The organism is Corynebacterium sp. NPDC060344 (assembly GCF_042725215.1).
GTDB lineage: Bacteria > Actinomycetota > Actinomycetes > Mycobacteriales > Mycobacteriaceae > Corynebacterium.
This window is the reverse complement of sequence record NZ_JBHXCS010000001.1, coordinates 238133-263801: the sequence shown is the minus strand read 5'-3', so window position 1 is coordinate 263801 and position 25669 is coordinate 238133. Positions and strand designations below refer to the sequence as shown.

General features: G+C 70.3%; 26 protein-coding genes. 21 read left to right on the top strand and 5 right to left on the bottom strand.

Annotated features, from left to right (window positions below; all coding sequences use genetic code 11):
* Positions 1–13: 13 nt before the first annotated feature.
* A complete protein-coding gene (locus tag ACFWGD_RS01215; RefSeq protein ID WP_377776692.1) occupies positions 14–1240 on the bottom strand; it encodes a DUF1648 domain-containing protein in 1227 nt (408 codons plus the stop codon).
* On the opposite strand from ACFWGD_RS01215, the gene rplS reads away from it, so the two are divergent.
* From rplS to ACFWGD_RS01175, 8 genes are all read left to right on the top strand, one after another.
* Positions 1233–1574: a 50S ribosomal protein L19 gene (gene rplS, locus ACFWGD_RS01210; RefSeq protein WP_035120812.1), complete on the top strand. Its 342-nt coding sequence runs from the start codon at positions 1233–1235 to the stop codon at positions 1572–1574. The genes ACFWGD_RS01215 and rplS overlap by 8 nt on opposite strands.
* Before the next feature lie 131 nt (positions 1575–1705).
* Complete coding sequence (gene lepB / locus ACFWGD_RS01205) at positions 1706–2548, top strand: signal peptidase I (RefSeq protein ID WP_377776691.1); 843 nt, start codon at positions 1706–1708, stop codon at positions 2546–2548.
* Positions 2549–2588: 40 nt separating this feature from the next.
* A complete protein-coding gene (locus ACFWGD_RS01200) occupies positions 2589–3266 on the top strand; it encodes a ribonuclease HII (RefSeq protein WP_377777002.1) in 678 nt (225 codons plus the stop codon).
* Positions 3263–3568 (top strand): DUF2469 domain-containing protein, encoded by a 306-nt coding sequence (locus ACFWGD_RS01195; protein WP_046650144.1) that lies wholly within the window; start codon positions 3263–3265, stop codon positions 3566–3568. Before ACFWGD_RS01200 ends, ACFWGD_RS01195 begins: the two co-directional genes overlap by 4 nt.
* Before the next feature lie 97 nt (positions 3569–3665).
* Positions 3666–4037, top strand: a complete 372-nt coding sequence (locus ACFWGD_RS01190; RefSeq protein WP_377776690.1) for a YraN family protein — start codon at positions 3666–3668, stop codon at positions 4035–4037.
* Entirely contained in the window at positions 4038–5579 is a 1542-nt protein-coding gene (locus ACFWGD_RS01185; RefSeq protein ID WP_377776689.1) for a YifB family Mg chelatase-like AAA ATPase, read from the top strand. It abuts the gene before it with no gap.
* A complete protein-coding gene (gene dprA / locus ACFWGD_RS01180; protein ID WP_377776688.1) occupies positions 5576–6715 on the top strand; it encodes a DNA-processing protein DprA in 1140 nt (379 codons plus the stop codon). Before ACFWGD_RS01185 ends, dprA begins: the two co-directional genes overlap by 4 nt.
* 231 nt (positions 6716–6946) lie before the next feature.
* Positions 6947–7933, top strand: coding sequence for a tyrosine recombinase XerC (locus ACFWGD_RS01175; RefSeq protein ID WP_377776687.1), 987 nt, complete (start codon positions 6947–6949; stop codon positions 7931–7933).
* 11 nt (positions 7934–7944) lie between these two features.
* Here the strand turns inward: ACFWGD_RS01175 and ACFWGD_RS01170 are convergent, their stop codons facing one another.
* Complete coding sequence (locus ACFWGD_RS01170) at positions 7945–8433, bottom strand: peptidoglycan DD-metalloendopeptidase family protein (RefSeq protein ID WP_377776686.1); 489 nt, start codon at positions 8431–8433, stop codon at positions 7945–7947.
* 355 nt (positions 8434–8788) lie between these two features.
* Here ACFWGD_RS01170 and rpsB point away from each other — a divergent pair, with 355 nt between their 5' ends.
* The 5 genes from rpsB (at position 8789) to ACFWGD_RS01145 (ending at position 12977) form a co-directional block, all read left to right on the top strand.
* Complete coding sequence (gene rpsB, locus ACFWGD_RS01165; protein ID WP_377776685.1) at positions 8789–9625, top strand: 30S ribosomal protein S2; 837 nt, start codon at positions 8789–8791, stop codon at positions 9623–9625.
* Positions 9626–9736: 111 nt separating this feature from the next.
* A complete protein-coding gene (gene tsf, locus ACFWGD_RS01160; RefSeq protein ID WP_377776684.1) occupies positions 9737–10564 on the top strand; it encodes a translation elongation factor Ts in 828 nt (275 codons plus the stop codon).
* 111 nt (positions 10565–10675) lie between these two features.
* Positions 10676–11413, top strand: a complete 738-nt coding sequence (gene pyrH / locus ACFWGD_RS01155; RefSeq protein ID WP_377776683.1) for a UMP kinase — start codon at positions 10676–10678, stop codon at positions 11411–11413.
* 65 nt (positions 11414–11478) lie between these two features.
* Complete coding sequence (gene frr, locus ACFWGD_RS01150; RefSeq protein ID WP_377776682.1) at positions 11479–12036, top strand: ribosome recycling factor; 558 nt, start codon at positions 11479–11481, stop codon at positions 12034–12036.
* A gap of 50 nt (positions 12037–12086) precedes the next feature.
* Complete coding sequence (locus ACFWGD_RS01145) at positions 12087–12977, top strand: phosphatidate cytidylyltransferase (protein ID WP_377776681.1); 891 nt, start codon at positions 12087–12089, stop codon at positions 12975–12977.
* Between the two features lie 9 nt (positions 12978–12986).
* Here the strand turns inward: ACFWGD_RS01145 and ACFWGD_RS01140 are convergent, their stop codons facing one another.
* Positions 12987–13421: a lipopolysaccharide assembly LapA domain-containing protein gene (locus ACFWGD_RS01140; RefSeq protein WP_377776680.1), complete on the bottom strand. Its 435-nt coding sequence runs from the start codon at positions 13419–13421 to the stop codon at positions 12987–12989.
* 66 nt (positions 13422–13487) lie between these two features.
* Here ACFWGD_RS01140 and rlmN point away from each other — a divergent pair, with 66 nt between their 5' ends.
* Complete coding sequence (gene rlmN, locus ACFWGD_RS01135; RefSeq protein WP_377776679.1) at positions 13488–14585, top strand: 23S rRNA (adenine(2503)-C(2))-methyltransferase RlmN; 1098 nt, start codon at positions 13488–13490, stop codon at positions 14583–14585.
* Between the two features lie 72 nt (positions 14586–14657).
* Here rlmN and ACFWGD_RS01130 read toward each other — a convergent pair whose 3' ends face one another.
* Positions 14658–15131 (bottom strand): DUF2631 domain-containing protein, encoded by a 474-nt coding sequence (locus ACFWGD_RS01130; protein WP_377776678.1) that lies wholly within the window; start codon positions 15129–15131, stop codon positions 14658–14660.
* A gap of 117 nt (positions 15132–15248) precedes the next feature.
* Between ACFWGD_RS01130 and dxr the strand changes: the two genes are divergently transcribed.
* The 7 genes from dxr (at position 15249) to ACFWGD_RS01095 (ending at position 24221) form a co-directional block, all read left to right on the top strand.
* Positions 15249–16427: a 1-deoxy-D-xylulose-5-phosphate reductoisomerase gene (gene dxr / locus ACFWGD_RS01125; RefSeq protein ID WP_377776677.1), complete on the top strand. Its 1179-nt coding sequence runs from the start codon at positions 15249–15251 to the stop codon at positions 16425–16427.
* The gene (locus tag ACFWGD_RS01120; RefSeq protein ID WP_377776676.1) at positions 16424–17656 is read left to right on the top strand and encodes a M50 family metallopeptidase; all 1233 of its coding nucleotides are present in this window, start codon (positions 16424–16426) and stop codon (positions 17654–17656) included. Before dxr ends, ACFWGD_RS01120 begins: the two co-directional genes overlap by 4 nt.
* Positions 17657–17702: 46 nt before the next feature.
* Positions 17703–18863 carry a flavodoxin-dependent (E)-4-hydroxy-3-methylbut-2-enyl-diphosphate synthase gene (ispG, locus tag ACFWGD_RS01115; RefSeq protein WP_377776675.1) on the top strand — a complete coding sequence of 387 codons (1161 nt, stop codon included), beginning with the start codon at positions 17703–17705 and terminating at the stop codon, positions 18861–18863.
* A gap of 60 nt (positions 18864–18923) precedes the next feature.
* On the top strand, positions 18924–20774 hold the full coding sequence (locus ACFWGD_RS01110) for a penicillin-binding transpeptidase domain-containing protein (protein ID WP_377776674.1): 1851 nt from the start codon (positions 18924–18926) through the stop codon (positions 20772–20774).
* 31 nt (positions 20775–20805) lie between these two features.
* Positions 20806–21714: a type I methionyl aminopeptidase gene (gene map / locus ACFWGD_RS01105; protein ID WP_377776673.1), complete on the top strand. Its 909-nt coding sequence runs from the start codon at positions 20806–20808 to the stop codon at positions 21712–21714.
* A gap of 4 nt (positions 21715–21718) precedes the next feature.
* Positions 21719–23206: a cobyric acid synthase gene (locus tag ACFWGD_RS01100; protein ID WP_377776672.1), complete on the top strand. Its 1488-nt coding sequence runs from the start codon at positions 21719–21721 to the stop codon at positions 23204–23206.
* An 88-nt stretch (positions 23207–23294) separates the two neighbouring features.
* Positions 23295–24221, top strand: coding sequence for an esterase/lipase family protein (locus tag ACFWGD_RS01095; RefSeq protein WP_377776671.1), 927 nt, complete (start codon positions 23295–23297; stop codon positions 24219–24221).
* An 18-nt stretch (positions 24222–24239) separates the two neighbouring features.
* Here the strand turns inward: ACFWGD_RS01095 and mtr are convergent, their stop codons facing one another.
* A complete protein-coding gene (gene mtr / locus ACFWGD_RS01090) occupies positions 24240–25661 on the bottom strand; it encodes a mycothione reductase (protein WP_377776670.1) in 1422 nt (473 codons plus the stop codon).
* Positions 25662–25669 lie beyond the last annotated feature (8 nt).

The window sequence follows — 25669 nt, the reverse complement described above, 5'->3', positions numbered from 1 at the left end:
CCAAAGAGAGGGGCTACCCGTGCAATCGATCAAGGCGGGAGTTGATGTCGCCGGCCAGTGCTTCGGCGGTGCCGTCGGGCACGACGATCGTCCAATTCGTGCCGGTGGTGTCGATGTCCAAGGCCTCACCGGACCGCGACGCCACCGCAACACGCTTGCCACGGCTGCCTCGGTACTCGACGCCCCTGATCCCGACGCCCCCGGAGTCGCCCCAGTCATAGGTCGACGGGCGGGCGGCGGTGATGGTCTCCAAGGGAATGCTCTCGCCGATGATCGCGCGGAACCGGACGGCATCATCGTCGACCCGCACGCGGACGAACATGGTCTGGAGCAAATAGAACGCCGACAGGAGAATGAGCAGGAACCCGCCAACCGACACGATTAGCATCGCCAACGAAGCGACCAAATACGCGGCGACGGCAACCTTCATTCCCGTCGACGTCCCAGTCCGCACGGGATTCGCTCGGGGACCTCGGGGGAGAGATGGGTCGGGGGCGGACGGTGCAGCGTGATCCTTGTCTGCGGGCAGCATCATGGCCGTCACGATCCCGACCACCAGTCCAATCCCCAGTCCCGCGACCGTCCACGCCCACCCGATGGTGACGCCATTGGCGGAAGCCCGATCGAGCTGCGGAACCAGCGTCTCGGGGACCAATCCGATCATGAATCCCGAAAACGCCGTCGACCCCGGACCCAGGCTGCGCCGCATGATCCGGGGATACTTCCGCCACGAGCCCATCCCGCCCATCAGCGCAATCAACGGCACCGTGACCAGGACCAGGATCACCAGGATCCCGGTCAAGGAACCGACGCCGTCGGCCTCACCGCGGATGCCGAAATGCGTGGCGATCGGGTCCGGCAGCCCATCCTTCACCGACAGCGCCCACGCGACGACGCCGACCAACCCCGCGATCGGCGCCACCACGAATCCGAGCAGCGCCACTGCGTCCCATCGGCCGTTCGATGCGCCACCCCGGTCCGTCGTCAAGCGATCCATGCCCCGCACAATGCCAGACCGCAAGCCCGACTCGCCGCCCACCAGCGGCGATTTGGCCCCCACCTGCGGTTCGTGGCATACTAACCCGGTTGATCGCGGGTTCATCGCCCCCAGACGGGGAAGCGGCGTCCGTCGCGACGGCTGAACATGTTTCGGGCACGAACCGGCCGAGCGCCCCGCAGGGGAAGAGCCGCCAGGGTCCTCTGTCCAGCACAGTAGATAGGAAACCAATTCCATGAACATTCTCGACAAGGTTGATGCCGCGTCGCTCCGCGACGACATTCCCGACTTCCGCGCCGGTGACACGGTCGAGGTCAACGTGAAGATCGTCGAGGGCAAGACCGAGCGCATCCAGATGTTCAAGGGTGTCGTCATTCGTCGCCAGGGTGGCGGCGTCCGCGAGACCTTCACCGTCCGCAAGATCTCGTTCGGCATCGGCGTCGAGCGCACCTTCCCGGTCCACTCCCCGAACATCGACTCCATCAACGTCGTGTTCCGCGGTGACGTCCGTCGCGCCAAGCTGTACTACCTGCGCAACCTGCGCGGCAAGGCCGCCCGCATCAAGGAAAAGCGCTAAGCTCCGGCTTCCGTTTTTGCTTGACGACGGCGCCGTCCCCACCACATCGGCGGGGGCGGCGCCTTCGGCGTTTCCGGGACCCGCGCGGGGCAACGCGGGGAGGGCCGGTGCGGCGCGTATAGTCCGGGAACATGACCGAGGACGATGCCACCGCCAGCCCAGCCGGGTCTACCTGGAGGCCCTCCGGGCGCACCGAAGAAGAACGGCCCCGCCGGTCCCACTGGGCCGAGCCCGCCGGGCGGGACGACCGCGACGGTGACGGTGACGAGGGGCGGCAGACGCCGTGGTACATCGAGATCCCGATCATCATCGTCATCGCGCTGCTCATTTCGGTGGGCGTGCAGACGTTCGTCGGCCGCGTGTACCTGATCCCCTCGGAGTCGATGCAGCCGACGCTGCACGGCTGCGAGGGCTGCACCGGCGACCGGATCTGGGTGGACAAGCTGGCGTACCGGTTCTCGGAGCCGGAGGCCGGCGACGTGCTGGTGTTCAATGGCCCGCCGTCGTGGGATGACGCGTTCGTCAACCAGAGGTCGGAGAACCCGGTGGTCAACTCGCTGCAGACGCTGGGCAGCTGGATCGGCGTCGTGTCGCCGGACGAGAACGCGCTGGTCAAGCGAGTCATCGCCACCGGTGGCCAGACGGTGCAGTGCCGCGAGGGCGATCCCGGGATCCTTGTTGACGGCAGGCTCGTCGACGAGTCCTTCACGCTGGCGCCGCCGCAGAATCCGGTCGATCCGGCCACGGGGTCGCAGGCGTGCGGCGGGCCCTACTTCGGGCCGGTCACCATCCCCGACGACAGCCTGTGGATGATGGGCGACAACCGCACCAACTCCCTCGACTCCCGTTACCACCTCGGCGACGAGTTCCAGGGTTCGGTGCCGGTGGACCAGGTCGTGGGCAAGGTGCAGGCCATCATCCTGCCGTTCGGCCGCATCGGCGGCGTCGATGACCCCGACATCCAGGGCAACTAGGCCCCGCCCGGCGATTCTGGCGGACCTGCCGCGCCCGTCGCTGCGCAGGCTCGCCCAGGACCGCATGTACGAGGTGGCGCTGGAATCGCGCGGGTTCGGGCCCGTCGCCGGCGTCGACGAGGCGGGCCGCGGGGCCTGCGCGGGGCCGATCGTCATCGCCGCGTGCGTCCTGCCGCGCCGCACGATCCCGGAACTCGCCGCGCTCACCGACTCGAAGGCCCTGTCGCCCGCGGCCCGCGAGCGCCTGTTCCCGCTGATACTGCGCTTTGCGACGGCCACCTCCACCGTCATGATCCCGGCGGCGGACATCGACGAGCGGGGAATCCAGCACGCGAACATTTCGGGGATGAGGCGGGCCGTCGAAAAGCTCGGGGTTACGGCGGGGTACGTGCTCACCGACGCGATGAAGGTGCCGGGGCTGCCCGCGCCCCATTTGCCGATGATCGGGGGCGACGCGGCGGCGAGATGCATCGCCGCCGCGAGTGTCGTCGCCAAAGTGACGAGGGACCGCATTATGTTTGACCTCGACGCGCAACTGCCGGGCTACGGCCTGGCGGGCCACAAGGGCTACGGCACCGCCGCGCACATGGCCGCCGTGGAGCAGCTGGGCGCGAGCCGGGAACACCGGATGACCTACGCCAACGTGGCGGCGGCGCACCGGCGCCACCGCGAGACAGACGCAATGACCGACCGCAACCGAGGGGAGACGCTGACGTGAGCGCCGAGGACCTGGACAACTACGAAGCCGAAGTCGAGCTGTCCCTCTACAAGGAATACCGCGACGTGGTCAGCCAGTTCGCCTACGTCGTGGAGACGGAGCGGCGGTTCTACCTGGCCAACGCCGTGGAGCTGATCCCGCACAACTCCGGCGGCGAGGTGTACTTCGAGCTGCGCATGTCCGACGCGTGGGTGTGGGACATGTACCGCCCGGCGCGGTTCGTGCGCTACGTCCGCGTGATCACGTTCAAGGACGTCAACATCGAGGAGCTGGACAAGCCGGACCTGCGGCTTCCGGAGTAGAACCGGGTTATCCACAGGGCCCGATCCATCCACAAAACCCGCCCGCCGGTGCACCGGCCGGCGGGTTTTCCCGTGCCGTCTCCCGCATGGTCGGGGCATGGATGAAGCACGAAGGGCAGTGGAGCGCACGACGCTCGGGGCGGCCGGGGAAGCGGCGGCGGTCGAGTATCTGGTCGGTGAGGGGCTGGCGTTGATCGGGGTGAACGTGCGGGCGGGCAGGGACGAGCTCGACGCGGTGTTCGCCGACGGGGACGCGGTGGTGGTCGTCGAAGTGAAGACCAGATCCTCGCGGGCCATGGGCGGCGGATTGGAGGCGGTGACGCCGGCGAAGTTGCGCTCGCTGCGCAGGGGCGTATCGCGGTGGCTGCGCGAGACCGGCAGGGTCTGCGACCACGTGCGTTTCGACGTCGTCGACGTCGTGCCCATCGCCGGGGGCATGGCGGTCGAGTGGTTCCGGGATGTGGCGTAGATGAGCGTCGGGAGGGCGGTATCGGTGTCGCTGCAGGGGTTGGACGGGGTCATCGTCGGGGTGGAAGCCGACGTGGGGCGAGGGTTGCCGGGGATGCACATCGGAGGGCTCGGCGACGCCGCGGTGGCCGAGGCCAGGGACCGGGTGCGCACGGCCGCGGTGAATTCGGGGCTGACGTGGCCGCGGACGAAGGTCGTGGTGTCCATGTCGCCGGCGAGCCTGCGCAAGCACGGGTCGGCGTTCGACCTGGCCATCGTGTGCGCGGTGCTGTCGTCGGGGCTCGACGACGGCGACGAGGCCCGCGGCAGGCTCGGGCGCACGGCGCTGTTGGGGGAAGTGGGGCTCGACGGGGCGGTGCGGCCCGTGCAGGGGATCCTGCCGGCGGTCATCGCCGCCAGGGACGCGGGGCTGCGGTGGGCGGTGGTGCCCTCGGCGAACCTCGACGAGGCGGCGTTGGTCGGCGGCATCGCCGTGGGCGGGGTGTCCACCCTGGCGCAACTGTGGCGGTGGGCGCTGACGGGCGATGGGGTGGATGTGCCCGACGGGGAACGGGGGGTCGTCGATAAGCGGGAACTGCCGGACATGCGGGACATCCACGGCCAGGACGAGGCGCGCCGGGCGCTGGAGGTCGTCGCCGCCGGCGGGCATCACCTGTTCCTGTCGGGGCCGCCGGGGACGGGCAAGTCGATGCTCGCCGCGCGGTTGCCGGGGATCCTGCCGACGCTGACGGAGGCGGAGGCGCTGGAGGTCACCGCCGTGCACTCGGTGTCGGGGCGGGCTGGCGCGCAGGATGGGGGACTGATCACCCGGCCGCCGTTCGTCGCGCCGCATCACACGGTCAGTGCTGCGGCGCTGCTGGGAGGGGGATCGGGGATGCCGCGGCCGGGTGCGATGAGCCTGGCCCATGGCGGGGTGCTGTTCCTCGACGAGGTGACGCTCATGCCCGCCCGCGTGCTCGACGCGCTGCGCACGCCGCTGGAGCATGGGGAGGTGACGCTGCTGAGGTCGCGCCACCAGGTGCGCTACCCGTGCCGCGTGCAATTGGTGATGGCCGCCAACCCCTGCCCGTGCGGCGCCGCCGAACCCGGGGAATGCGCGTGCCCGCCGGGGGCGAGGCGCCGGCACATGGCGGCGGTGTCGGGGCCGCTGCGCGACCGCATCGACGTCCAGCTGTCCATCCACCCGCGGCACTCGGTGGTCAGGCCGGAACCGGGGGAGGAATCGGCGGCGATACGGGAGAGGGTGATGGCCGCGCGCGATCGGGGGCGCGCGAGGTGGGCGTTGATGGGGATCGACGGGGCGAGTGCGAATTCCGCGGTGCCGGGGCCGCTGCTGCGCCGGCACGCCCCCGCCGATGATGCCGGCATGGCGTACCTGGAATGCAGGCTCGCCGAGCGCACCGTGACGCAGCGCGGCGTCGACCGGGCACTGCGGGTGGCGTGGACGCTGGCCGACCTGGACGGGCGGGACCGGCCGACCCTCGAAGACGTGGCCGCGGCCTGCGACCTCCACGCGCCCGTGGTCGGGGAGGTGGCGGCATGACGCGCCGGGCGTGGGCGTACCTGGCCCGGACCATCGAAGGGCCGCACCCGTCGCTCAACGTGCTCCTCGGACAGGTGGGGCCGGAGGAGGCCGCCGATCGCATCAGGCGGCGCGCCGGGCTGCCCGCGGATCTGGCCGGTGCGACGGAATCGCGCTACCACCGGGAGATGGTGGACGAGGATCTCGCCGCCGCAGACCGGCATGGCTTCCGCTTGGTCACGCCCGAGGACGAGGAATGGCCGACGGAGGCCGTCCAGAACTTCATCGGGTCGACCGCCGCCGGCACGGAGGCCGCGCCGCCGCACGCGCTGTGGGTGCGGGGCGGGCGACTGGACGTGCTGGTCGACGACGCCGTCGCGATGGTGGGCACCCGCGCCGCGACCGCCTACGGGGCGCGGATGACGGAAAGACTGGCGGCGGGCGTGGCCCGGGCGGGGGCGACGATCGTCAGCGGAGGGGCGCTGGGCATCGACGCGGTGGCGCACCGGACGGCGCTCGAGGTCGGCGGCCGGACCGTCGCCTTCGCGGCCTGCGGGCCGGGCATCGACTATCCGGCGGCCCACGTGGACATGTTCCGGCGGATCGGGGAGTCGGGGGCGATAGTCACGGAATACCCGCCGGGGATCCGGCCGGCGCGGCACCGCTTTCTCACCCGCAACCGGCTCGTTGCGGGATTGACGGGGGCGACGGTGCTCGTGGAGGCGGGGTGGCGCTCGGGGGCGCGCAACACCGCCGCGTGGGCCCGGCACATGAACCGCCCCGTCGGCGCCGTGCCGGGGGAGGCGACCTCGGCGTCGTCGACGGGCTGCCACGATGCGATCCGCGAAGGCGACGCGGTGCTGGTGACGTGCCCGGAACACGTGCTGGGTCTGTACCGCTGCGTGGGCTCCGTCGACGAGAGCGCGCAGATGGAGCTGGACTGGGCGGCGAACCCGGTGCAGGCGCTCGGGCGGAATGAATTGAGGGTCTACGACGCCACACCGATGGCCGGAGTCGGGGCCCGAGGGGGCGCCGACACCGCGGCCATCGCCGACGAGGCGGCGCTGACGTTGCCGCTGACAATGCACCTGCTGCTGGCACTGGAGAGCAAGGGCCTGGTCGTGCGCGACGGGAGCTTGTGGCGGAGAGCGAGGTAGCTGCGGGGAGAACCGCCTGGTCGGCGGCGTGGTTGCGTGGGCAGGAAAACTGCGGGAAATTGGGGGTTGCGTTTTCAGGCGACCTACGTAAGATAGGTCAGGCAAGCCTAAGAGATTGGCCGGTACGGGCTGGTGCCGGTCGATCTTCCCGCTAACGGCGGGCCGGAACATGGTGTCGTGTCTTCAGGGGTCGCGACTACCACCCGGCTCACCGGGGTAGGGTTTTGCATCATGGGTGAGGCACCGACGACGGCTTCCGGAGGCTCCGCGCACAGCGTGGGCCACCGGGGGCCGTCGTCGCCGCTTTCCGGGGAGTTGTCGCCGAACCTTGACGCGGCGCTGGGGGACTTCCTCGACCATCTCGAACATGTCCGGGGCCTCGCGCCGGCGACCATCCGCGCGTACCGGGCGGATCTCACGCCGCTGCTCGCCGGACTCGGCGACATCGGGGACCTCGACGTCAAGGTCATCCGCGCCCATCTCGGCGCCAAGCACCGGGCCGGGGCGGCGCGCACGTCGCTGGCGCGGGCCGTGACGTCGATCCGCCGGTTCGGGGCGTGGGCGGTCTCCGCCGGGATCCTCGACGCCGACCCCGCCGCCCGCGTGACGGGGCCGCGCCCGCACAGGCACCTGCCGGAGATCCTCACCGTCGACCAGGCCGACGCGATGCTCGACGATGCCCCCGCCGAGCTCGCGCCCCGCCAGGCCGCGCTGCATGCCCGCGATCGCGCGATGATCGAGATCCTCTACGCCGCGGGCATCCGCGTCGGCGAGCTGTGCGCCCTCGACCTCGGCGACGTTGACCTCGGCCGCGCCACGCTCACCGTCACGGGCAAGGGCGACAAGCAGCGCACCGTTCCCTTCGGCGAGCCCGCCGCCCGCGCCATCGAAGAGTGGATCGGCGCCCGCGGTGAACTTCTCGCCGACGGCGCGGAGAAGAAGGGTGCCGCCGCGCTCTTCCTCGGCGCCCGCGGCGGCCGGCTCGACCCCCGGCAGGCGCGGCGAATCGTCCACGCGAAGACGTCGGAGGCGGGCACCGACCTGTCGCCCCACGGCCTGCGCCACACCGCGGCGACGCACATGGTCGAAGGGGGAGCGGACCTGCGCGTGGTCCAGGAGCTGCTCGGCCACAGTTCGCTGGGCACGACGCAGATCTACACGCACGTCTCCACCGACCGCCTCCGCGAGGCCCACCGCCGGGCGCACCCGCGGGCCTGACTACCCCTCAGCTATGCCGCGGGCTTCAGCACGATCGGCCGCCGTGACAAAAGATCCATCGGATTGAGGTAGTCCCGCCCCCGCAGCGCGCCCCAGTGCAGCCCGGGATCGGGCCCCGACTCCAGCGTCCCGAGCACCGCGCCCCGCCGCACCCTCTCGCCCCGCCGCACCGACCACCGCACCGGCTGATACGTCGTGCGGATCCCGTCCGCGTGCATCACCGACACCGTCGGCGTCCCCGCCACCATCCCCGCGAAATGCACCACGCCATCGGCCGACGCCCGCACCTGCGCTCCCACCGCCGCCGCCAGGTCCACGCCGCGATGCCCGGGCAGCCATCGCTTCGCGGGCGGGTCGTAGGGCTTGACGACGCCACCGTCGACCGGTTTCGCGTGCTCCACCGCAGTCACGGCCGCGGCAGGCGGCGGCAGCACGGACGTCGCCGCGAGAATCAGGGCGATGAACGCGGCGGCAATCGGGCTCCGGCGGAGTGCGGTCATGGCGCCAGATGACCGCGGCGACGGGCCGTCGTCAAGCGAAGGACCCCGCCCCGGGGCCATGATTGTGGACAAAGCCGGGCCTGTGGATGGCGGCATTGGCGCGACCAGCGGCGATGCGCTAAGCTACCCCCCGCAGTGTGCCCGGGTCATCCGGGTGCGCTGACTTCGCGCGCCGCACATCGCAGCCGACGTCGCCAGGTGCCCGGTGGAAATCGGGTGGTGACGGCAGGTTCCCGCGGCGCCAGGGTACGGGGAAAACCCGTACGCGACTTCAACCGAACACCAATCAGAAAGCGAGGAAGGGAAGCAGCCGCGGTCCTAGTCAGACCGGACGAGAGGCCTTCCCTGAATTCACATGGCTGTCGTTTCCATGCGCGAGCTCCTCGACGCCGGCGTCCACTTCGGACACCAGACGCGTCGCTGGAACCCCAAGATGAAGCGTTTCATCTTCACCGACCGCAACGGCATTTACATCATCGACCTGCAGCAGACGCTGACCTACATCGATGAGGCGTACGAGTTCGTCAAGGAGACCGTCGCCCACGGCGGCAACATCCTCTTCGTCGGCACCAAGAAGCAGGCCCAGGAGGCCGTGCAGAACGAGGCCGAGCGCGTCGACATGCCGTTCGTCAACCACCGTTGGCTCGGCGGCATGCTGACCAACTTCCAGACCGTCGCCAAGCGCCTGTCCCGCCTGAAGGAACTTCAGGCCATGGACGCCGCCGAGAACGGCTACGAGGGTCGCACCAAGAAGGAAATCCTCATGCTGACCCGCGAGCGCACCAAGCTGGAGCGCACCCTGGGCGGCATCCGCGACATGGCCAAGGTCCCCTCGGCCCTGTGGATCGTGGACACCAACAAGGAGCACATCGCGGTCTCCGAGGCGAAGAAGCTGGGCATTCCGGTCGTCGCCATCCTGGACACCAACTGCGACCCGGACGACGTCGACTTCCCGATCCCGGGCAACGACGACGCCATCCGCTCCGCCACCGTCCTGACCCGCATCATCTCCTCCGCCGTGGAGGAGGGCCGCCGCGTCCGCGCCGAGCGCGAGACCGCCGCGACCCGCGAGGCCGCGGGCGACGCCCCGGTGGAGAAGGCCGAGCAGGCCGAGGCTCCGGCGGAGAAGGCCGAGCAGGCCGAGGCTCCCGCCGAGCAGGCGGAGCAGGCCGAGAAGCCGGCCGCCGAGTAATTTCGCGGGGACGGGAAACCGTCGATGTGGGAGACTGTCCGCACGGGCAGTCTCCCGGGCCGCATCCCGGACGGCCCATCCGACACACGACACCAAGGAGGATCGCCGCACATGGCGAATTTCACCGCCGCCGACGTCAAGAAGCTCCGCGAGCTCACCGGCTCCGGCATGAAGGCCTGCAAGGACGCCCTGGTCGAGACCGAGGGTGACTTCGACAAGGCCGTCGAGATCCTGCGCGTCAAGGGCGCCAAGGACGTGGGCAAGCGCGCCGAGCGCACCGCCGCCGAGGGCCTCATCGCCGTCTCCGGCAGCACCATGGTCGAGGTCAACTCCGAGACCGACTTCGTGGCCAAGAACTCCGAGTTCATCGAGTTCGCCAACAAGGTCGCCGAGGCCGCCGCCAAGGTCAACGCCAACTCCGCCGAGGAGCTCGCCGCGGCCGACGTCGACGGCAAGTCCGCCGCCGACGCCACCCACGAGCTGTCCGCCAAGATCGGCGAAAAGCTCGAGCTGCGCCGCGCCGTGACGCTGGAGGGCGACAACATCGCCGTGTACCTCCACCGCCGCGCCGCCGACCTGCCCGCCGGCGTCGGCGTGCTGGTCGCCTACACCGGTTCCGGCGAGGAGGCCGAGCAGGCCGCCCACGGTGCCGCCATGCAGGTCGCCGCGCTGAAGGCCCAGTACCTCACGCGCGACGACGTCCCGGCCGACCGCGTCGAGTCCGAGCGCGCCGTCCTGGAGAACATCACCCGCGAAGAGGGCAAGCCCGACGCCGCGGTGCCGAAGATCGTCGAGGGTCGCCTCAACGGCTTCTTCAAGGACATCGTCCTGCTGGAGCAGGCGTCGGTGTCCGACTCCAAGAAGACCGTCAAGCAGATCATGGACGAGGCCGGCGTCACGCTGACCGGCTTTGCCCGCTTCGAGGTCGGCCAGCACTAAGGGCCGCATCGACAGCATGGGGCGGGCCCCGGACCTTCATTGGTTCGGGGCCCGCCCCTTTGCGCGTGTACCATCTGCGATAGCCGAATACCCCATAGAGAAAGAAGGGCCATGACCGACTCCACCACCGACAAGGGCACCCGAAACGGTTTCCGGCGAGTGATGCTGAAGCTGGGCGGTGAAATGTTCGGTGGCGGTTCCGTGGGCGTGGACCCCAACGTCGTGGAGAACGTCGCCCGCCAGATCGCCGAGGTCGCCCGCGAGGGCACGGAGGTGTGCGTGGTCATCGGCGGCGGCAACTTCTTCCGCGGCGCGCAGCTGCAGCAGCGCGGCATGGACCGCGCCCGCTCGGACTACATGGGCATGCTGGGCACCGTCATGAACTGCCTGGCGCTGCAGGACTTCCTGGAGCAGCAGGGCGTGGATTCGCGCGTGCAGACGGCCATCGAGATGACGCAGGTCGCGGAGCCGTACCTGCCTTTGCGCGCCAAGCGCCACCTGGAGAAGGGCCGCGTGGTCATCTTCGGCGCCGGCATGGGCATGCCGTACTTCTCCACCGACACCACGGCCGCCCAGCGCGCCCTGGAGATCGGCTGCGAGGTGCTGCTCATGGCCAAGGGCGTCGACGGCGTCTACTCGGACGACCCGCGCGTGAACCCGGATGCGGAGATGTTCGACAACATCACCCACCGCGAGGTCATCGAGCGCGAGCTGCGCGTCGCCGACGCCACCGCCTTCTCGCTGTGCATGGACAACGACATGCCGATCCTGGTGTTCAATCTGCTCACGGAGGGCAACATCGCCCGCGCCGTGGCGGGCGAGCACATCGGCACGCTCGTGCGCAGCTGATAGATTAAAGACCCGTAACACCCGCGAGGGACGGGCCCGACCGGTCCCAGACAGAAGAGGCGACGATGATCGACGAGACGCTGCTCGACGCAGAAGAGAAGATGGCCAACTCCGTGGAGCACTGCCGCGAGGAGATGACCCACATCCGCACCGGCCGCGCGAATCCCGCGATGTTCAACGGCGTCATGGCCGAGTACTACGGTGCGCCGACGCCGATCACCCAGATGTCCACCATCTCGGTGCCGGAGCCGCGGATGCTCATCATCAAGCCGTACGAGCCGTCGGTCATGCAGGACATCGAGAACGCGATCCGCAACTCGGACCTGGGCGTCAACCCGACCAACGATGGCCAGGTTCTGCGCGTGACCGTGCCCCAGTTGACGGAGGAGCGCCGCCGCGACATGGCGAAGCTGGCCAAGGGCAAGGGCGAGGACGCGAAGATCGCCATCCGCAACGTGCGCCGCAAGGGAATGGAGTCGCTGAAGAAGATCCAGAAGGACGGCGACGCGGGCGAGGACGAGGTCCAGGCCGCCGAGAAGGAGCTCGACGGCGTGACCAAGAAGTACGTCGAGCAGGTCGATGCCCTGGTCGAGCGCAAGGAGGGCGAGCTGATGGAGGTCTAGGACCTCCTCGCAACCCCCTTTCCCACTCGACGCCATGAACCGGAGCTGACGTGCCCTCGCCGAATCCCGAGCGCCTCCTCGAGGAGCTCCGACTCCCGAAACCCCGCAATTCCGCGGGGCGCAACGTGCCCGTGGCCATCGCCATGGGCGCGTTTTTGGGCGCTCTGGTCATCGCGTCGCTGTTCCTGGGCGCCTGGGCGTGGTACGTGCTCGTCGCCTGCGCGGCCGCGCTGGGCACGTGGGAGGTCGCGCAGCGGCTGCGGGAGTCCGATTGGATGCTGCCGCGGCCGGTGCTGATCCTCGGCGGTCAGTCGATGATCTGGCTGTCGTGGCCGATGGGCGTCGCCGGCATTGCGGTGGGCCTGTTGGCGACGCTGATGTTCCTGCTGGTCAGCCGCCTGTTCTTGTACGGCGCCAACGAGGCCCCGCGAAATTGGCTGCGCGACGTCGGCGTCGGCTGTTTCGTGCTGCTGTGGATCCCGCTGTGCCTGGCGTTCGGGGCGAGCCTGGCGCGGATGCCCACGCCCGGCGACGTCAATCCCGTGTGGGTGATCGTCACCTTCATGCTGTGCGTGGTGGCCAACGACGTCGGCGGCTACATCGCCGGCGTGTTCTTCGGCAAGCACCCCATGGCCCCGGCGGTGAGCCCCAAGAAGTCCTGGGAGGGCTTCGCGGGCTCGGTCGTCTTCGGGTCGGCCGTGGGCGTCGCTTCGGCCATTCTGCTTCTCGACGGCCCGTGGTGGTTCGGTCTGGCGCTGGGCATCCTGCTGGTGGTCGCGGCGACGCTGGGGGACCTGGTCGAGTCCCAGTTCAAAAGGGACCTGGGCATCAAGGACATGTCCGCGATGATCCCGGGCCACGGCGGCCTCATGGACCGCCTCGACGGCATGTTGCCGGCGGCGGCCATGACCTGGATGCTGCTGACGATCTTCGGCCTGTAGGCCGGGGGATCAGCGGCGCTTGAGGCGCCGCTTCATCTCCACCATCTTCCAGATTCCGGCGCAGGCCATGATCAGGCCGCCGATGATCGACGCCAGCAGCAGGCCGACGCCGAGCGGGAAGTTCCACGTCCATGCGAACAGGTGGAGCTCGACGGCCTGCTGGTTCTGCATGATGAATACCAGCAGCAGGATCAGCAGCAGCGCGCCGATGATCAGCGCCACCCAGGTGCTGGAGGCGGCGCCGCCGCGCTTGGCGGGGGCGGGCTCCGGCTCCTTCTCCGTCACGGGCGCGGTCTCGGCGGCGGGCTCCACGGCGGTGGGGGCGGTGTCGTCGTAGTGGTCGAGCGCAGCGTCGTCGTAACGCTCCATCGGCGCCTGCTCCGGGACGGTGCCGAAGTCGTCGCGGGGGCGGTCGGAGGCTGCGGGGTAATCGCGTTCAGTCATGCACACCATTCAACCCTGCCGCACGGTTCGCCGCCAACGGCGGCGACGTGCGATGATGGGGCCATCATGACCAAGCAACTCCCGCTCGTGTTCAAAGCGCCCCGCCGCGGCATGCCCGACACCCACCTCGCGGACCTCGACGGTCCGGCCCTGAAGGAGGCGGTGAAGGAGCTCGGCCTGCCGGCGTTCCGCGCCAACCAGATCGCCCGCCACTACTACGGCCGCCTCGAGGCGGACCCGGAGACCATGACGGACCTGCCCGCCGCCGCCCGCGGCAAGGTCAAGGAAGCCCTGTTCCCGCAGCTGCTGGACCCGGTGCGCCACATTTCCTGCGACGACGGCGAGACCCGCAAAACCCTGTGGAAGGCCGGCGACGGCACGCTGCTGGAGTCGGTGCTGATGAAGTACCCGGATCGCGCGACGCTGTGCATCTCCTCGCAGGCCGGCTGCGGCATGGCGTGCCCGTTCTGCGCCACCGGCCAGGCCGGGCTGCAGCGCAATCTGACCACGGCCGAGATCATCGACCAGGTGCGCGACGCCGCCGCCACCATGCGCGACGAGGGCGGGCGCCTGTCCAACATCGTGTTCATGGGCATGGGCGAGCCGCTGGCCAACTACAAGCGCGTCGTCGCCGCGGTGCGCCGCATCACGGACCCGGTGCCGGACGGCTTCGGCATCTCGCAGCGCAACGTGACGGTGTCGACGGTGGGGCTGGCGCCGGCGATCCGCAAGCTCGCCGACGAGGACATGTCGGTGACCCTGGCCGTGAGCCTGCACACCCCGGACGATGAGCTTCGCGACGAGCTGGTGCCCATCAACAACCGGTTCACCGTCGCCGAGGTCCTCGACGCCGCCCGCTACTACGCGGACAAATCCGGCCGCCGCGTGTCCATCGAGTACGCGCTCATCCGCGACATCAACGATCAGGGCTGGCGCGCCGACATGCTGGGCAAGAAGCTGCACAAGGCGCTCGGCTCGCGCGTGCACGTTAACCTCATCCCGCTCAACCCGACGCCGGGGTCGAAGTGGGACGCGTCGCCGAAGGAGCAGCAGGACGAGTTCGTCCGCCGCGTCCGCGAACAGGGCGTGCCCTGCACGGTGCGCGACACCCGCGGCAACGAGATCGCCGCCGCCTGCGGCCAGCTCGCGGCCGAAGGGGCGTAGACGACGGGGATTCAGACGAAAAAAGGCCCGCACCGCGCGAACTACGCGGTGCGGGCCTTCCTCGTGCGGGGATCAGGCCTGGAGGGTCTTGCCCTTGTCCTCGTCGACCGACGGGATGCCGCCGGTCATCGGGGTCTGGGCCTTGTTCTTGCCGTAGGTGTCCGGCGTGTGGTTCCACGCGGCCAGCTGCTTCTCGTTGAGCTCGGCGTAGGCGCCGGTGCCGTGGACCTGGTCGTACGCCCAGTTCGGCTCGACGTGGTCGGCCGGCTTGTTGCGGGCGGTGACGGTGCGCACCTGCTTGCCCTTGGGGGAGAACGCGCGCCACAGGAGGGCGATGGCGAAGATCACGGCCAGGCCGATGAGCCAGATGTTCTCGACCTTGCCGGGGTGGTTGCCCCACAGCATCGCGATCAGGAAGATCACGGAAATCCAGCCGGCACGCTGCAGCGTGGCCTCGCTCAGGCCGCTCCAGCCCCACTTGGCGGCGGGGACGTCGAGATTGCTGACGCCGTTGTAGATCTCTTCCTTCTTGTGTCCGTGGGCCACGGTAATCCTCCTGTTTGCGCCGTACCTTCGCCGCCGCGGTGCCTGATGCTGCACGTGTTTCTCACGGTCGCGCCCGCGACGATCCCGTTAACGTGCATTTTGGCACACTCTCAGCGAATGTTGAGTATCGGGTGTAACAATACCCCAGTGAAGACCAGGATTCTCGTTCTCGGAAGCACCGGCTCCATCGGCACCCAGGCGCTGGAGGTGATCGCCGGCAATCCGGAACGGTTCTCCGTGGTGGGGCTGGCGGCCGGCGGGGGGAACGCGGAATTGCTGGCGGCGCAGGCCGCGGCGCACGGCGTGTCGCCCGATCGCATCGCGTGCGCGGACCCGTCCGCGGCGGCGTCCATCGGCGCGGAGGTCCTCCATGGCCCCGATGCCGCCGAGCGCCTGGTCCGCGAGGTCGAGGCCGACGTCGTGCTCAACGCCCTGGTCGGCTCGATGGGCCTCGGCGCGACGCTGGCGGCCCTCGAATCGGGCGCGCGCCTGGCGCTGGCCAACAAGGAGTCCCTCGTCGCCGGCGGTTCGCTGGTGCTGCGCACGGCGCAGGAGGGCCAGCTCGTCCCGGTCGACTCCGAGCATTCCGCCATGGCGCAGTGCCTGCGGTCGGGGACCATGGGCGAGGTCGACCGCCTGGTGCTCACGGCCTCGGGCGGCCCGTTCCGCGGCTGGACCCGCGAGCGCCTGATGTCGGCGACCCCCGAGCAGGCCGGCGCCCATCCCACCTGGTCGATGGGGCCGATGAACACCCTCAATTCGGCGTCGATGGTCAACAAGGGCCTGGAGCTCATCGAGGCCTCCCTGCTTTTCGACGTCCCCGCGGACCGCATCGACGTGACCGTCCACCCGCAGTCGATCATCCATTCCATGGTCACGTTCACCGATGGCGCGACCATCGCGCAGGCCTCGCCGCCGTCGATGAAGCTGCCGATCGCGCTGGCGCTCGGGTGGCCGGACCGCGTCGCCGGCGCCCAGCCGGCGCTGGATTTCCGCGACGCCATGGACTGGCGCTTCGAGCCGCTGGACGACGACGTGTTCCCGGCCGTCCGGCTGGCGCGCGAGGCGGTGACGGCGGGCGGCTGCACCCCGGCGGTGTACAACGCCGCCAACGAGGAGGCCGCGGAGGCGTTCCTCGCCGGGCGCATCGCCTTCCCGCACATCGTCGACGTCGTGGGGGAGACGATGGCCGCCATCGACGCGACGGCGGCCCCGCGCGACATCGCCGACGTCCTCGAGGTCGAGGGCCGGGCCAGGGCGCTGTCCACCGAGCTGGCGGATAAGCTGGCGCGGTGAGTTTTCTTCTCGGAGTCGTCCTCTTCGCCCTCGGCATCGCGGTGACCATCGCGCTGCACGAGTGGGGCCACATGCAGGTCGCCCGCATGTGCGGCATGCGCGTGCGCCGGTACTTCATCGGCTTCGGGCCGACGGTGTGGTCGGCCAGCCGAAAGCACGAGGGCGCGGGCGGCCACATGACGGAGTACGGCCTCAAGGCCGTGCCGCTGGGCGGATTCTGCGACATCGCGGGCATGACCGCGCAGGACCCCGTCGCACCGGAAGAGGAGGAGCACGCCATGTGGCGCCGCCCGTGGTGGCAGCGCATCGCCGTGCTCTCCGGCGGCGTGGCCATGAACCTCATCGTCGGCGTCCTCCTCATCTACGTCGTCGCGGTGGCGTGGGGCCTGCCCAACATGAACGCCGACTTCTCGCCGCGGGTCCAGGCCACCCAGTGCGTGCCCGCGACGCAAAACGCCGACGGCACCCTGTCGGACTGCTCCGGCACCGGACCCGCCGGAAACGCCGGATTGCGCGCCGGCGACGTGATCACGTCGGTGGGCGGCACGGCCGTGGAGACGTATCCGGAGGTCATCGAGGAGGTCGGGTCTTCGTCAAGCGGCCCCATCGACTTCACCGTGGACCGGGCGGGAACCGAGCGGACCATCACCGTGGAACCCGAGATCGTCGAGCGCCGCGCCCAGGACGGCACCGTCACCGAGGTACCCGCCGTCGGCGTGCTGTTCGAGCGGCCGCAGAACACCCTCAACGAGTTCACGCCGCTGACCGCCGTGCCCGGGGCCTTGGCCTTCACCGGCGACATGTTCGGCGCGGTGTGGGACGGGCTGCTGTCCATCCCCGCGAAGGTGCCCGGCGTCGTCGCGTCGATCTTCGGCGCCGAGCGCGACCAGGAAAGCCCCATGAGCGTCGTCGGCGCCAGCCGCGTCGGCGGCGAAATGGTGGAAAACGACATGTGGAGCGGCTTCCTGATGATGCTCGCGAACCTCAACTTCTTCCTCGCGCTGTTCAACCTCGTGCCGCTGCCGCCGCTCGACGGCGGGCACATCGCCGTGGTCGTCTACGAGAAGCTGCGCGATCTGATCCGCCGCCTGGCCGGCAAGCCCGCGCTCGGCCCGGCCGATTACACCAAGCTCATGCCCGTCACCATGGCGTTCACCGCGGTGCTGCTGACGTTCGGCGTGATCGTCATCGCAGCCGACGTGGTCAACCCGATCCGCCTTTTCGGCTAACGTGCCTTGATAGACCCACCCCCCCAGGAATGAGGAAGCACACCCCGTGAACGTCTCGCTCGGAATCCCCGAAACCCCCGCCGTCCTCGCGCCGCGTCGCAAGACCCGCCAGCTGATGGTCGGCGGCGTGGGCGTCGGGTCGGACCACCCGATCTCCGTGCAGTCGATGACCAACACCAAGACGCACGACATCAACGCCACGCTGCAGCAGATCGCGCAGCTGACGGCGTCGGGCTGCGACATCGTCCGCGTCGCCTGCCCGAAGACGATCGACGCGGAGGCGCTGCCGATCATCGCGAAGAAGTCGCCGATCCCCGTCATCGCCGACATCCACTTCCAGCCGAAGTACATCTTCGCCGCCATCGACGCCGGCTGCGCCGCGGTGCGCGTCAACCCGGGCAACATCAAGGAGTTCGACGGCCGCGTCAAGGAGGTGGCCAAGGCCGCCGGCGATGCGGGCATCCCCATCCGCATCGGCGTCAACGCCGGTTCGCTGGACAAGCGGATCATGGACAAGTACGGCAAGGCGACGCCGGAGGCGCTGGTCGAGTCGGCGCTGTGGGAGGCCGGGCTGTTCGAGGAGCACGGGTTCGGCGACATCAAGATCTCCGTCAAGCACAACGACCCGGTCGTCATGGTGGAGGCGTACCGCCAGCTGGCCGCGCAGTGCGACTACCCGCTGCACCTCGGCGTGACCGAGGCCGGCCCGGCGTTCCAGGGCACCATCAAGTCCTCGGTGGCGTTCGGCGCGCTGCTGGCGGAGGGCATCGGCGACACCATCCGCGTGTCGCTGTCGGCCCCGCCGGAGGAGGAGATCAAGGTCGGCGACCAGATCCTCCAGTCGCTGAACCTGCGCCCGCGCAAGCTGGACATCGTGTCCTGCCCGTCGTGCGGCCGCGCGCAGGTCGACGTCTACGAGCTGGCCGAGAAGGTCACCGCCGGCCTGGAGGGCATGGAGGTGCCGCTGCGCGTGGCCGTCATGGGCTGCGTGGTCAACGGTCCGGGCGAGGCGCGCGACGCGGACCTCGGCGTGGCGTCGGGCAACGGCAAGGGGCAGATCTTCGTCAAGGGCGAGGTCATCAAGACCGTGCCGGAGGACCAGATCGTGGAGACCCTCATCGAGGAGGCCATGCGCATCGCCGAGGAGATGGGCGAGGAGGAGGCCACCGTCACCGGTGCGCCGGAAGTCAAGGTCACCGGGGCGTAGTCCGGCGGCCGTCGGCGTGCCATCCGGGGGCGGTCCGCCGCCGGTGATAGCGTCCGCGGCATGAACCCCAGTTCTCCCCGGCGGCGCATCGCCGCGCTGTTCACGGCCGTCGCCATGTCCGCCACCGCGGTGGCGTGCACGCCGCGGCCGGACACCGGGGAAGACGTGCTGGAGGACTTTTTCGGGGCACTGGCCGCCGGCGACGTGGCGGCGGCCGCGGAGCTGACCGACCATGCGTCGACCGCCCGCGGCGACCTCGAGGCCGCGTGGTCGGGACTGTCGGCGGAGACGCTGGAGGCGCACATCGGGGAGGTGCGCGGCGACGGGGGCCGCACCACCGCGGAGGTCACGATGGAATGGGATCTGGCGGGCGATCGCGAGTGGGCGTACGACACCACGTTCCACCTGACCAAGTCCGACAGCCGCTGGGCGGTGCGGTGGAGCCCGTCGGCGCTGCATCCGCGGCTGGGCAACAACCAGCACCCGGAACTGCGCCGGGTCCCGGCGCCGCGGGCGTCGGTGGTGGGCTCGGACGGGGCGTCGCTGCTCGAGCCGGGCACGGTCCACCGCGTGGTGCTCGACCGGTCGGCGGTCGACGACGTCCAGGGCGCAGTCAACCGCATCGCCACCGTGGTCAACAACGGCATGCCCGCCGATGACGAGGGCCGCCGCGCCGCGTCCGTCGACGCACGCGAGGTGGGGCAGCGGGCCGCGGGCGGCTCCGGGCGATACTCCGTGGTGGTGCTGCCCGCGGATGCGCCGGCGGAGGTGCGCGACGAGCTCGCGTCGCTGCCGGGCGTGTCCGTCAACGACGAGGCGGCGATGGTGCGGCCGGATCCGGCGTTCGCGCCCGATCTGATGAGCCGCGTCGAGCGCATCGTCTCCGACGACGTCTCCGGCGGCGACGGCTGGAACATCGTCGCCGCCAACCGGGACGGCGGGGTGCTGGCGCCGCTGCACACCGTGGCTCCGGAGGTCCGGCCGGCCATCCGCGCGTCGGTGAGCAAGTCGGTGCAGGATGCCGCGCAGCGGGCGGTGGATCTGCGGCCGGAGGCCGAGGTGATGCTCGTCGCCGTGCGGCCGTCGTCGGGCGAGGTCCTCGCCGTCGCGCAGACCCGCAAGGCCGACGAGAAGGGCGATCTGGCGCTGATGGGCCAGTTCCCGCCGGGGTCGACGTTCAAGATCGTCACCGCCGCCGCCGGCATGGACCACCTGGGGCTGGACCCGTCGTCGACGGTGCCGTGCCCCGGCACCATGACGCTGGGCCCGCGCGTGGTGACCAACTACAACGGCTCCGGCGTGGGCAACACGTCGCTCAATGACGCCTTCGCGCGGTCGTGCAACACCACCTTCGCCGACATCTCGCACCGCATGGACCCGGGGCAGCTGCAGGCGGAGGCGAAGCGCTTCGGCATCGGCGTCGACTACCGCATCGCGGGGCTGGACACCATCACCGGTTCGGTGTCGGACGGCACGGACGAGGCCGAGCGCATCGACGCCGGCTACGGCCAGGGCTTCGACTTGGCCAGCCCCTTCGGCATGGCCATGGTCTCGGCGACCGTCGCCGCGGGGCGCGTGCCGACGCCGACGCTGGTGCCGCAGGCCGGCACGTGGGCGTCGGCGCAGCCGGAGGCGCTGGACCCGGTTACCGTGGACCATCTGCGTTCGGTGATGCGGTCGGTGGTCACCTCCGGCACGGCGACGGCCATCGCCGCGCGCGGCGAGGTGTACGGCAAGACCGGCGAGGCGGAGGTCTCGGGCGGTTCGCATGCGTGGTTCACGGGGTGGCGCGATGACATCGCCTTCGCCACCCTCATCGTCCGCGGCGGCGGCTCGGAGCATGCGGTGTCGGTGACCGACGCGTTCCTGGCGAACCTCGACGAGCGGCAGGACCCCGCGCCCGTCGGCTGATCGATCCGGGGCCGGGGGTATCGTGTTCGCCATGACCGATCGTGCACCGTTGACCATGCAGGAGCCCACCCCCATCCGCACCGTGCCCGCCCACATCGCGCGGCCGGAGTACGCGTGGAAGGACGAGGTCGCCGAGGGCGTCGGCGAGCCGCTGGTGCAGGCGCCGGAGGACATCGAGGCCATGCGCGAGGTCTCCCGCATCGCGGCCAATGCGCTGGTGGAGGCGGGCAAGGCGTGCGTGCCGGGCGCGACGACGGACGACGTCGACCGTGTGGTCCACGAGTACCTGATGGACAACGACACGTACCCGTCGCCGCTGGGCTACCGGGGCTTCACCAAGAGCAGCTGCGTGTCGCTCAACGAGATCGTGTGCCACGGCATCCCGGGCACGCAGGTCATCGAGGACGGCGACATCGTCAACGTTGACGTCACCGGCTACAAGAACGGCGTCCACGGCGACACGAACGCGACGTTCTTCGCGGGCGACGTGTCCGAGGAGCACCGCCTGCTGGTGGAGCGCACGTACAACGCGACGATGCGCGGCATCAAGGCGATCCGCCCGGGCCGCGAGATCAACGTCATCGGCCGCGTGATCGAGGCCTACGCCCGCCGCTTCGGCTACAATACGGTCCGCGATTTCACCGGCCACGGGGTGGGCACCACGTTCCACAATGGGCTGGTGGTGCTGCATTACGACGAGCCGTCGCAGACCACCGTGCTCGAGCCGGGCATGACCCTGACGGTCGAGCCGATGATCAACCTCGGCGAGCTGGACTATGAGATCTGGGACGACGGCTGGACCGTCCAGAACTCCGACCGCAAGTGGACGGCGCAGTTCGAGCACACGGTGCTGGTGACGGAGTCGGGCTACGAGATCCTCACCCAGCCCGACGAGGTCGTCGAGGGCCAGTTCCTCACCGGTTGGACGCCGGGGGCCTGACCCGGTGAGCCGGGGGAGCAGGGGCGCGGCGTTCCTCGTCGCCGGCTGCACGTCGGATGCGGGCAAGTCGGTGCTGGCCGCGGGCCTGTGCCGGCTGCTGGTGCGCCGCGGGGTGTCGGTGGCGCCGTTCAAGGCGCAGAACATGTCCAACAATTGCGCGGTGACGCCGGACGGCGGGGAGATCGGCCGCGCCCAGGCCCTGCAGGCGCTGGCGTGCGGGCTGGAGCCCAGCGTCGACTTCAACCCGGTGCTGCTCAAACCCGGTTCCGATCAGACGAGCCAGGTCGTGGTGCGGGGCCGGGCGCAGGGGTCGGTGTCGGCGCTGACGTACCGGGAGCGTCGCAAAGCACTGCGGTCGGTGACCGTGGGCTGCCTGGCCGATTTGCGGGAGCGTTTCGACGTCGTGGTGTGCGAGGGCGCGGGTTCGCCGGCGGAGGTCAACCTGCGGGAGTCGGACATCGCGAACATGGGGTTGGCCGAGGCCGCCGACCTGCCGGTGATCATCGCCGGCGACATCGACCGGGGCGGGGTGCTGGCGCATTTCGTGGGCACGCACGCGATCCTCGATGAGGCGGATCGGGCGCGGATCACGGGGTTCGCGGTGAACAAGTTCCGCGGGGCCGTCGAGCTGCTCGAGCCGGGGCTCGACGTCGTCGAGCAGCGCACGGGCGTGCCGGTCCTGGGCGTCGTTCCGTTCATTCAGGGATTGTGGATCGACGCGGAGGATTCTCTGGGCACCGTAGCCGCGACGTCGATCGGCCCGGCGACGCGGCCGCTGAGCGATGACACGCTCACCGTTTCCGCGATCCGCCTGCCGCGCGTGTCCAACGCCACCGACGTCGAGGCGCTGGCCGCGGAGCCGGGCGTGCGCGTCGAGTGGACCGTCGACCCCAGCACCGTCGCGCGCGCCGACCTGGTGGTGCTGCCGGGCACGAAGGCCACGGTCCACGATCTCGCCTGGTTGCGCGAGCAGGGGCTTGGCGACGCCGTGGTCCGCCGCGCAGCCCGCGGCGCCCCGACGCTGGGCATCTGCGGGGGATTCCAGATGATGTGCGCGTCCATCGTCGACGGCGTGGAAAACCCCGACGGCACGGCCGGTGATCCGGTGCGCGTGGAGGGCCTGGGCATCTTCGACGCCGACATCGAGTTCGCCGAGCCGAAGATCCTGGCCAGGCACGACGACGGGTCCTACGAGGTGCACAACGGGCGGGTGACCAGGTGCGCCGAGGAGCGGTGGCCGCATGGCGAGGGTGCCGTGCGCGGCGCCGTCGCGGGCACCCACCGGCACGGGCTGCTGGAAAATGACGAGGTTCGCCGCGACTACCTGCGCGCGGTGGCCGAGGCCGCCGGGCTCGGCGGATTCGTCGTGGCGCCGGACACCGATTTCCGGGCCGAGCGGCTGCGGCAGCTCGACCTCATCGCCGATGCGATCGAGGAGCATTTGGCCGGGCCGGCGCTCGCGGCGGCGACCGGGGTGCCCGAACTGGGGTAAACCCTCCCGCGCTTCACGTTAACCCGTTACATTCAGGGGGAAACGGTAACCGGAGTGCCCGAACGGGGCCTGACCAGGGGAGTGGCGGATGATTCGCAGGCGCAGGGGATGGGCCGCGGTGGCGGCGTTCGCGATGGCGGCGGCGCTCGGCATGGGCACCGGGACGGCCGCCGCGGCGCCGGCGGGGTCCGCAGGGTCCGCGGGATCCAGCATGACCGAGGAGGCGTTCCCGGAGCTGGAGTGGGCGAACGACCCGGAGTGCGTGCCCGCCGCCGAGCACCCGCAGCCGGTGCTGCTCATCCACGGCACGTGGAGCGTCGCCGGGCAGATGAAGGCGCTGGCCCAGCCCCTCGTCGACGCCGGCCACTGCGTGTACGCGCTCGGCTACGGGTGGCACCGCGAATCGCTGGCGGGCAGCGTGCCGGGCAATGCCGGCGTCGGCGACGTCGTGGCCAGCGCCAGGGCCGTCGACGAGGCGATCCGGTACGTCGCGGGAGAGACGGCGGCGGGCAAGGCGGCCGGCGCCGTCGACGTCATCGGCCACTCGCAGGCCGCCGCCCTCATGCACGTGGCCATGGGCGAGCACGGTGCGGCCCAGTTCGTCGACGACGCCATCTACCTCGCCGGCACCCACCGCGGCACCTCGATGGGCGGGCTCGATGCGCTGAACCTGCACTCCAGCCCGGAGGCCGTGGCCATCGGCGACGCTCTGCTGGGGCCGGCCGCACTGCAGCAGCTCAACGGGTCGGACGTCGTCGCGCATTTGCGGTCGCTGCCCGACACCGTGCCGGGCGTGGACTACACCGTGCTGGTCTCGCGCGACGACACCACCGCCAGCGCCGCCCCCGGCGCCTTCCTCGAGGCGGGCCCGGGCGCGACGGTGACCAACGTCCTGGTCCAGGACGCGTGCCCGCAGGCGCCGAGCCCCCTGACCCACGACCACATGCGCGATCACCCGATCGTGCACGGCCTCGTCGCCGAGGCCCTGGCCGGGCGGCCGGTGGTCTGCGCCTAGCCCGCGGTCGCCGCCGGACTAGTCGAATTCGAGCCCGAGGATCGCGTTCTCGATGAGCTCGGGCAGCGCCGGGTGGATCCAGTGCTGCTTGTCGACGACCTCGCGCACGTCCTGGTCGAAGGCCATCATCTGGATGCACTGCTGCACCAGGGTGGCGGCCTGCTCGCCGATGAAGTGCGCGCCGAGGAGGCGGCCGGTCTTCTTGTCGGCGATGAGCTTGGCGAATCCGTCGCGGTCCTCCAGCGCCCAGCCGTAGGCGACGTCGCCGTAGTTCTGCACCTTCACGGTGACGTCGGTGCCGTTGTCGGCGGCCCACCGGCGCGCCTCGTCCTCGTCCATGCCCACCTGCCCGATCTGCGGGTGCGAGAACACCGCCGAGGGGATGTGGCGGTGGTCGAAGGAGCGCAGGTCATCGGGGTTGAGCACGTTGTGGAAGACGACCTTCGCCTCATGGTTGGCGATGTGCTTGAGCATGTACGGGCTGGACACGTCGCCCAGCGCCCACACTCCCTCGGCGGAGGTGCGGCCGTGCTCGTCGACGGCGATGCGGCCGTCGTCCTCCATGTCCACCCCGCCGGCGGCCAGCTCCATCAGGTCCCCATTGGGGGCGCGGCCGGTGGCGACGAGGAACTGGCCGCCGCGGACCTCCGTGCCGTCGGAAAGCTTTGCGACGACGACGGTCGAGCCGTCGGCCGCCTCTTCCTCGCTCAGCGACTCGATGGTCGTGTTCAGGCGGACGTCCCAATCGCGGGAGGCGACCTCGGTGAAGCGGCGCGAGATCTCGGCGTCGGACTCGCGGTTCATGGCGCCGGAGCGGACGATGACGTGGACGTCGACGCCCAGCGAGGAGAAGACGTGCGCGAACTCCGTGGCGATGAACCCGCCGCCGAGGATGATCATCTCCTCCGGCAGGCGGTCGATGCGCATGATGTCCTTGTTCGTGCGGTACCCCACGCCCGACTCGGTGACGAAGCCCGGGACCTTGGTGCGCGAGCCCGCCGCGATGATGATCTGGTCGGCGGTGATCTCCACCTCCTCGCCGCCGCGGCCCGTGCGGATGCGCCGCGGGCCGACGAAGACGGCGTGGCGGTCGTAGACGTCGATGTTCGGCGTCTCCGGGCCACGGCGGTAGGCCTCGCCGCCGTCGGCGATGGCGTCGATGCGGGCGCCGAAGACGCGCTCCTTGATGGAGTCCCAATCGATGGAGTCGACGTGGGCGTGCACGCCCAGGCGCGCGGCCTCGGAGACGTTCCGGGCGGCGTCGGCGGCGAGCACGTACATCTTCGTGGGGATGCAGCCGACGTTGAGGCAGGTGCCGCCGAAGCGGCCCTCCTCGACCAGGGCGATGCTGACGTCATCGAAGGCGGGCGACGGGATCGAGTTGCCCGATCCGGTGCCGATGATGATCAGGTCGTAGTGCCGGGCGGTCTCGCTGGACAAAGCATCTC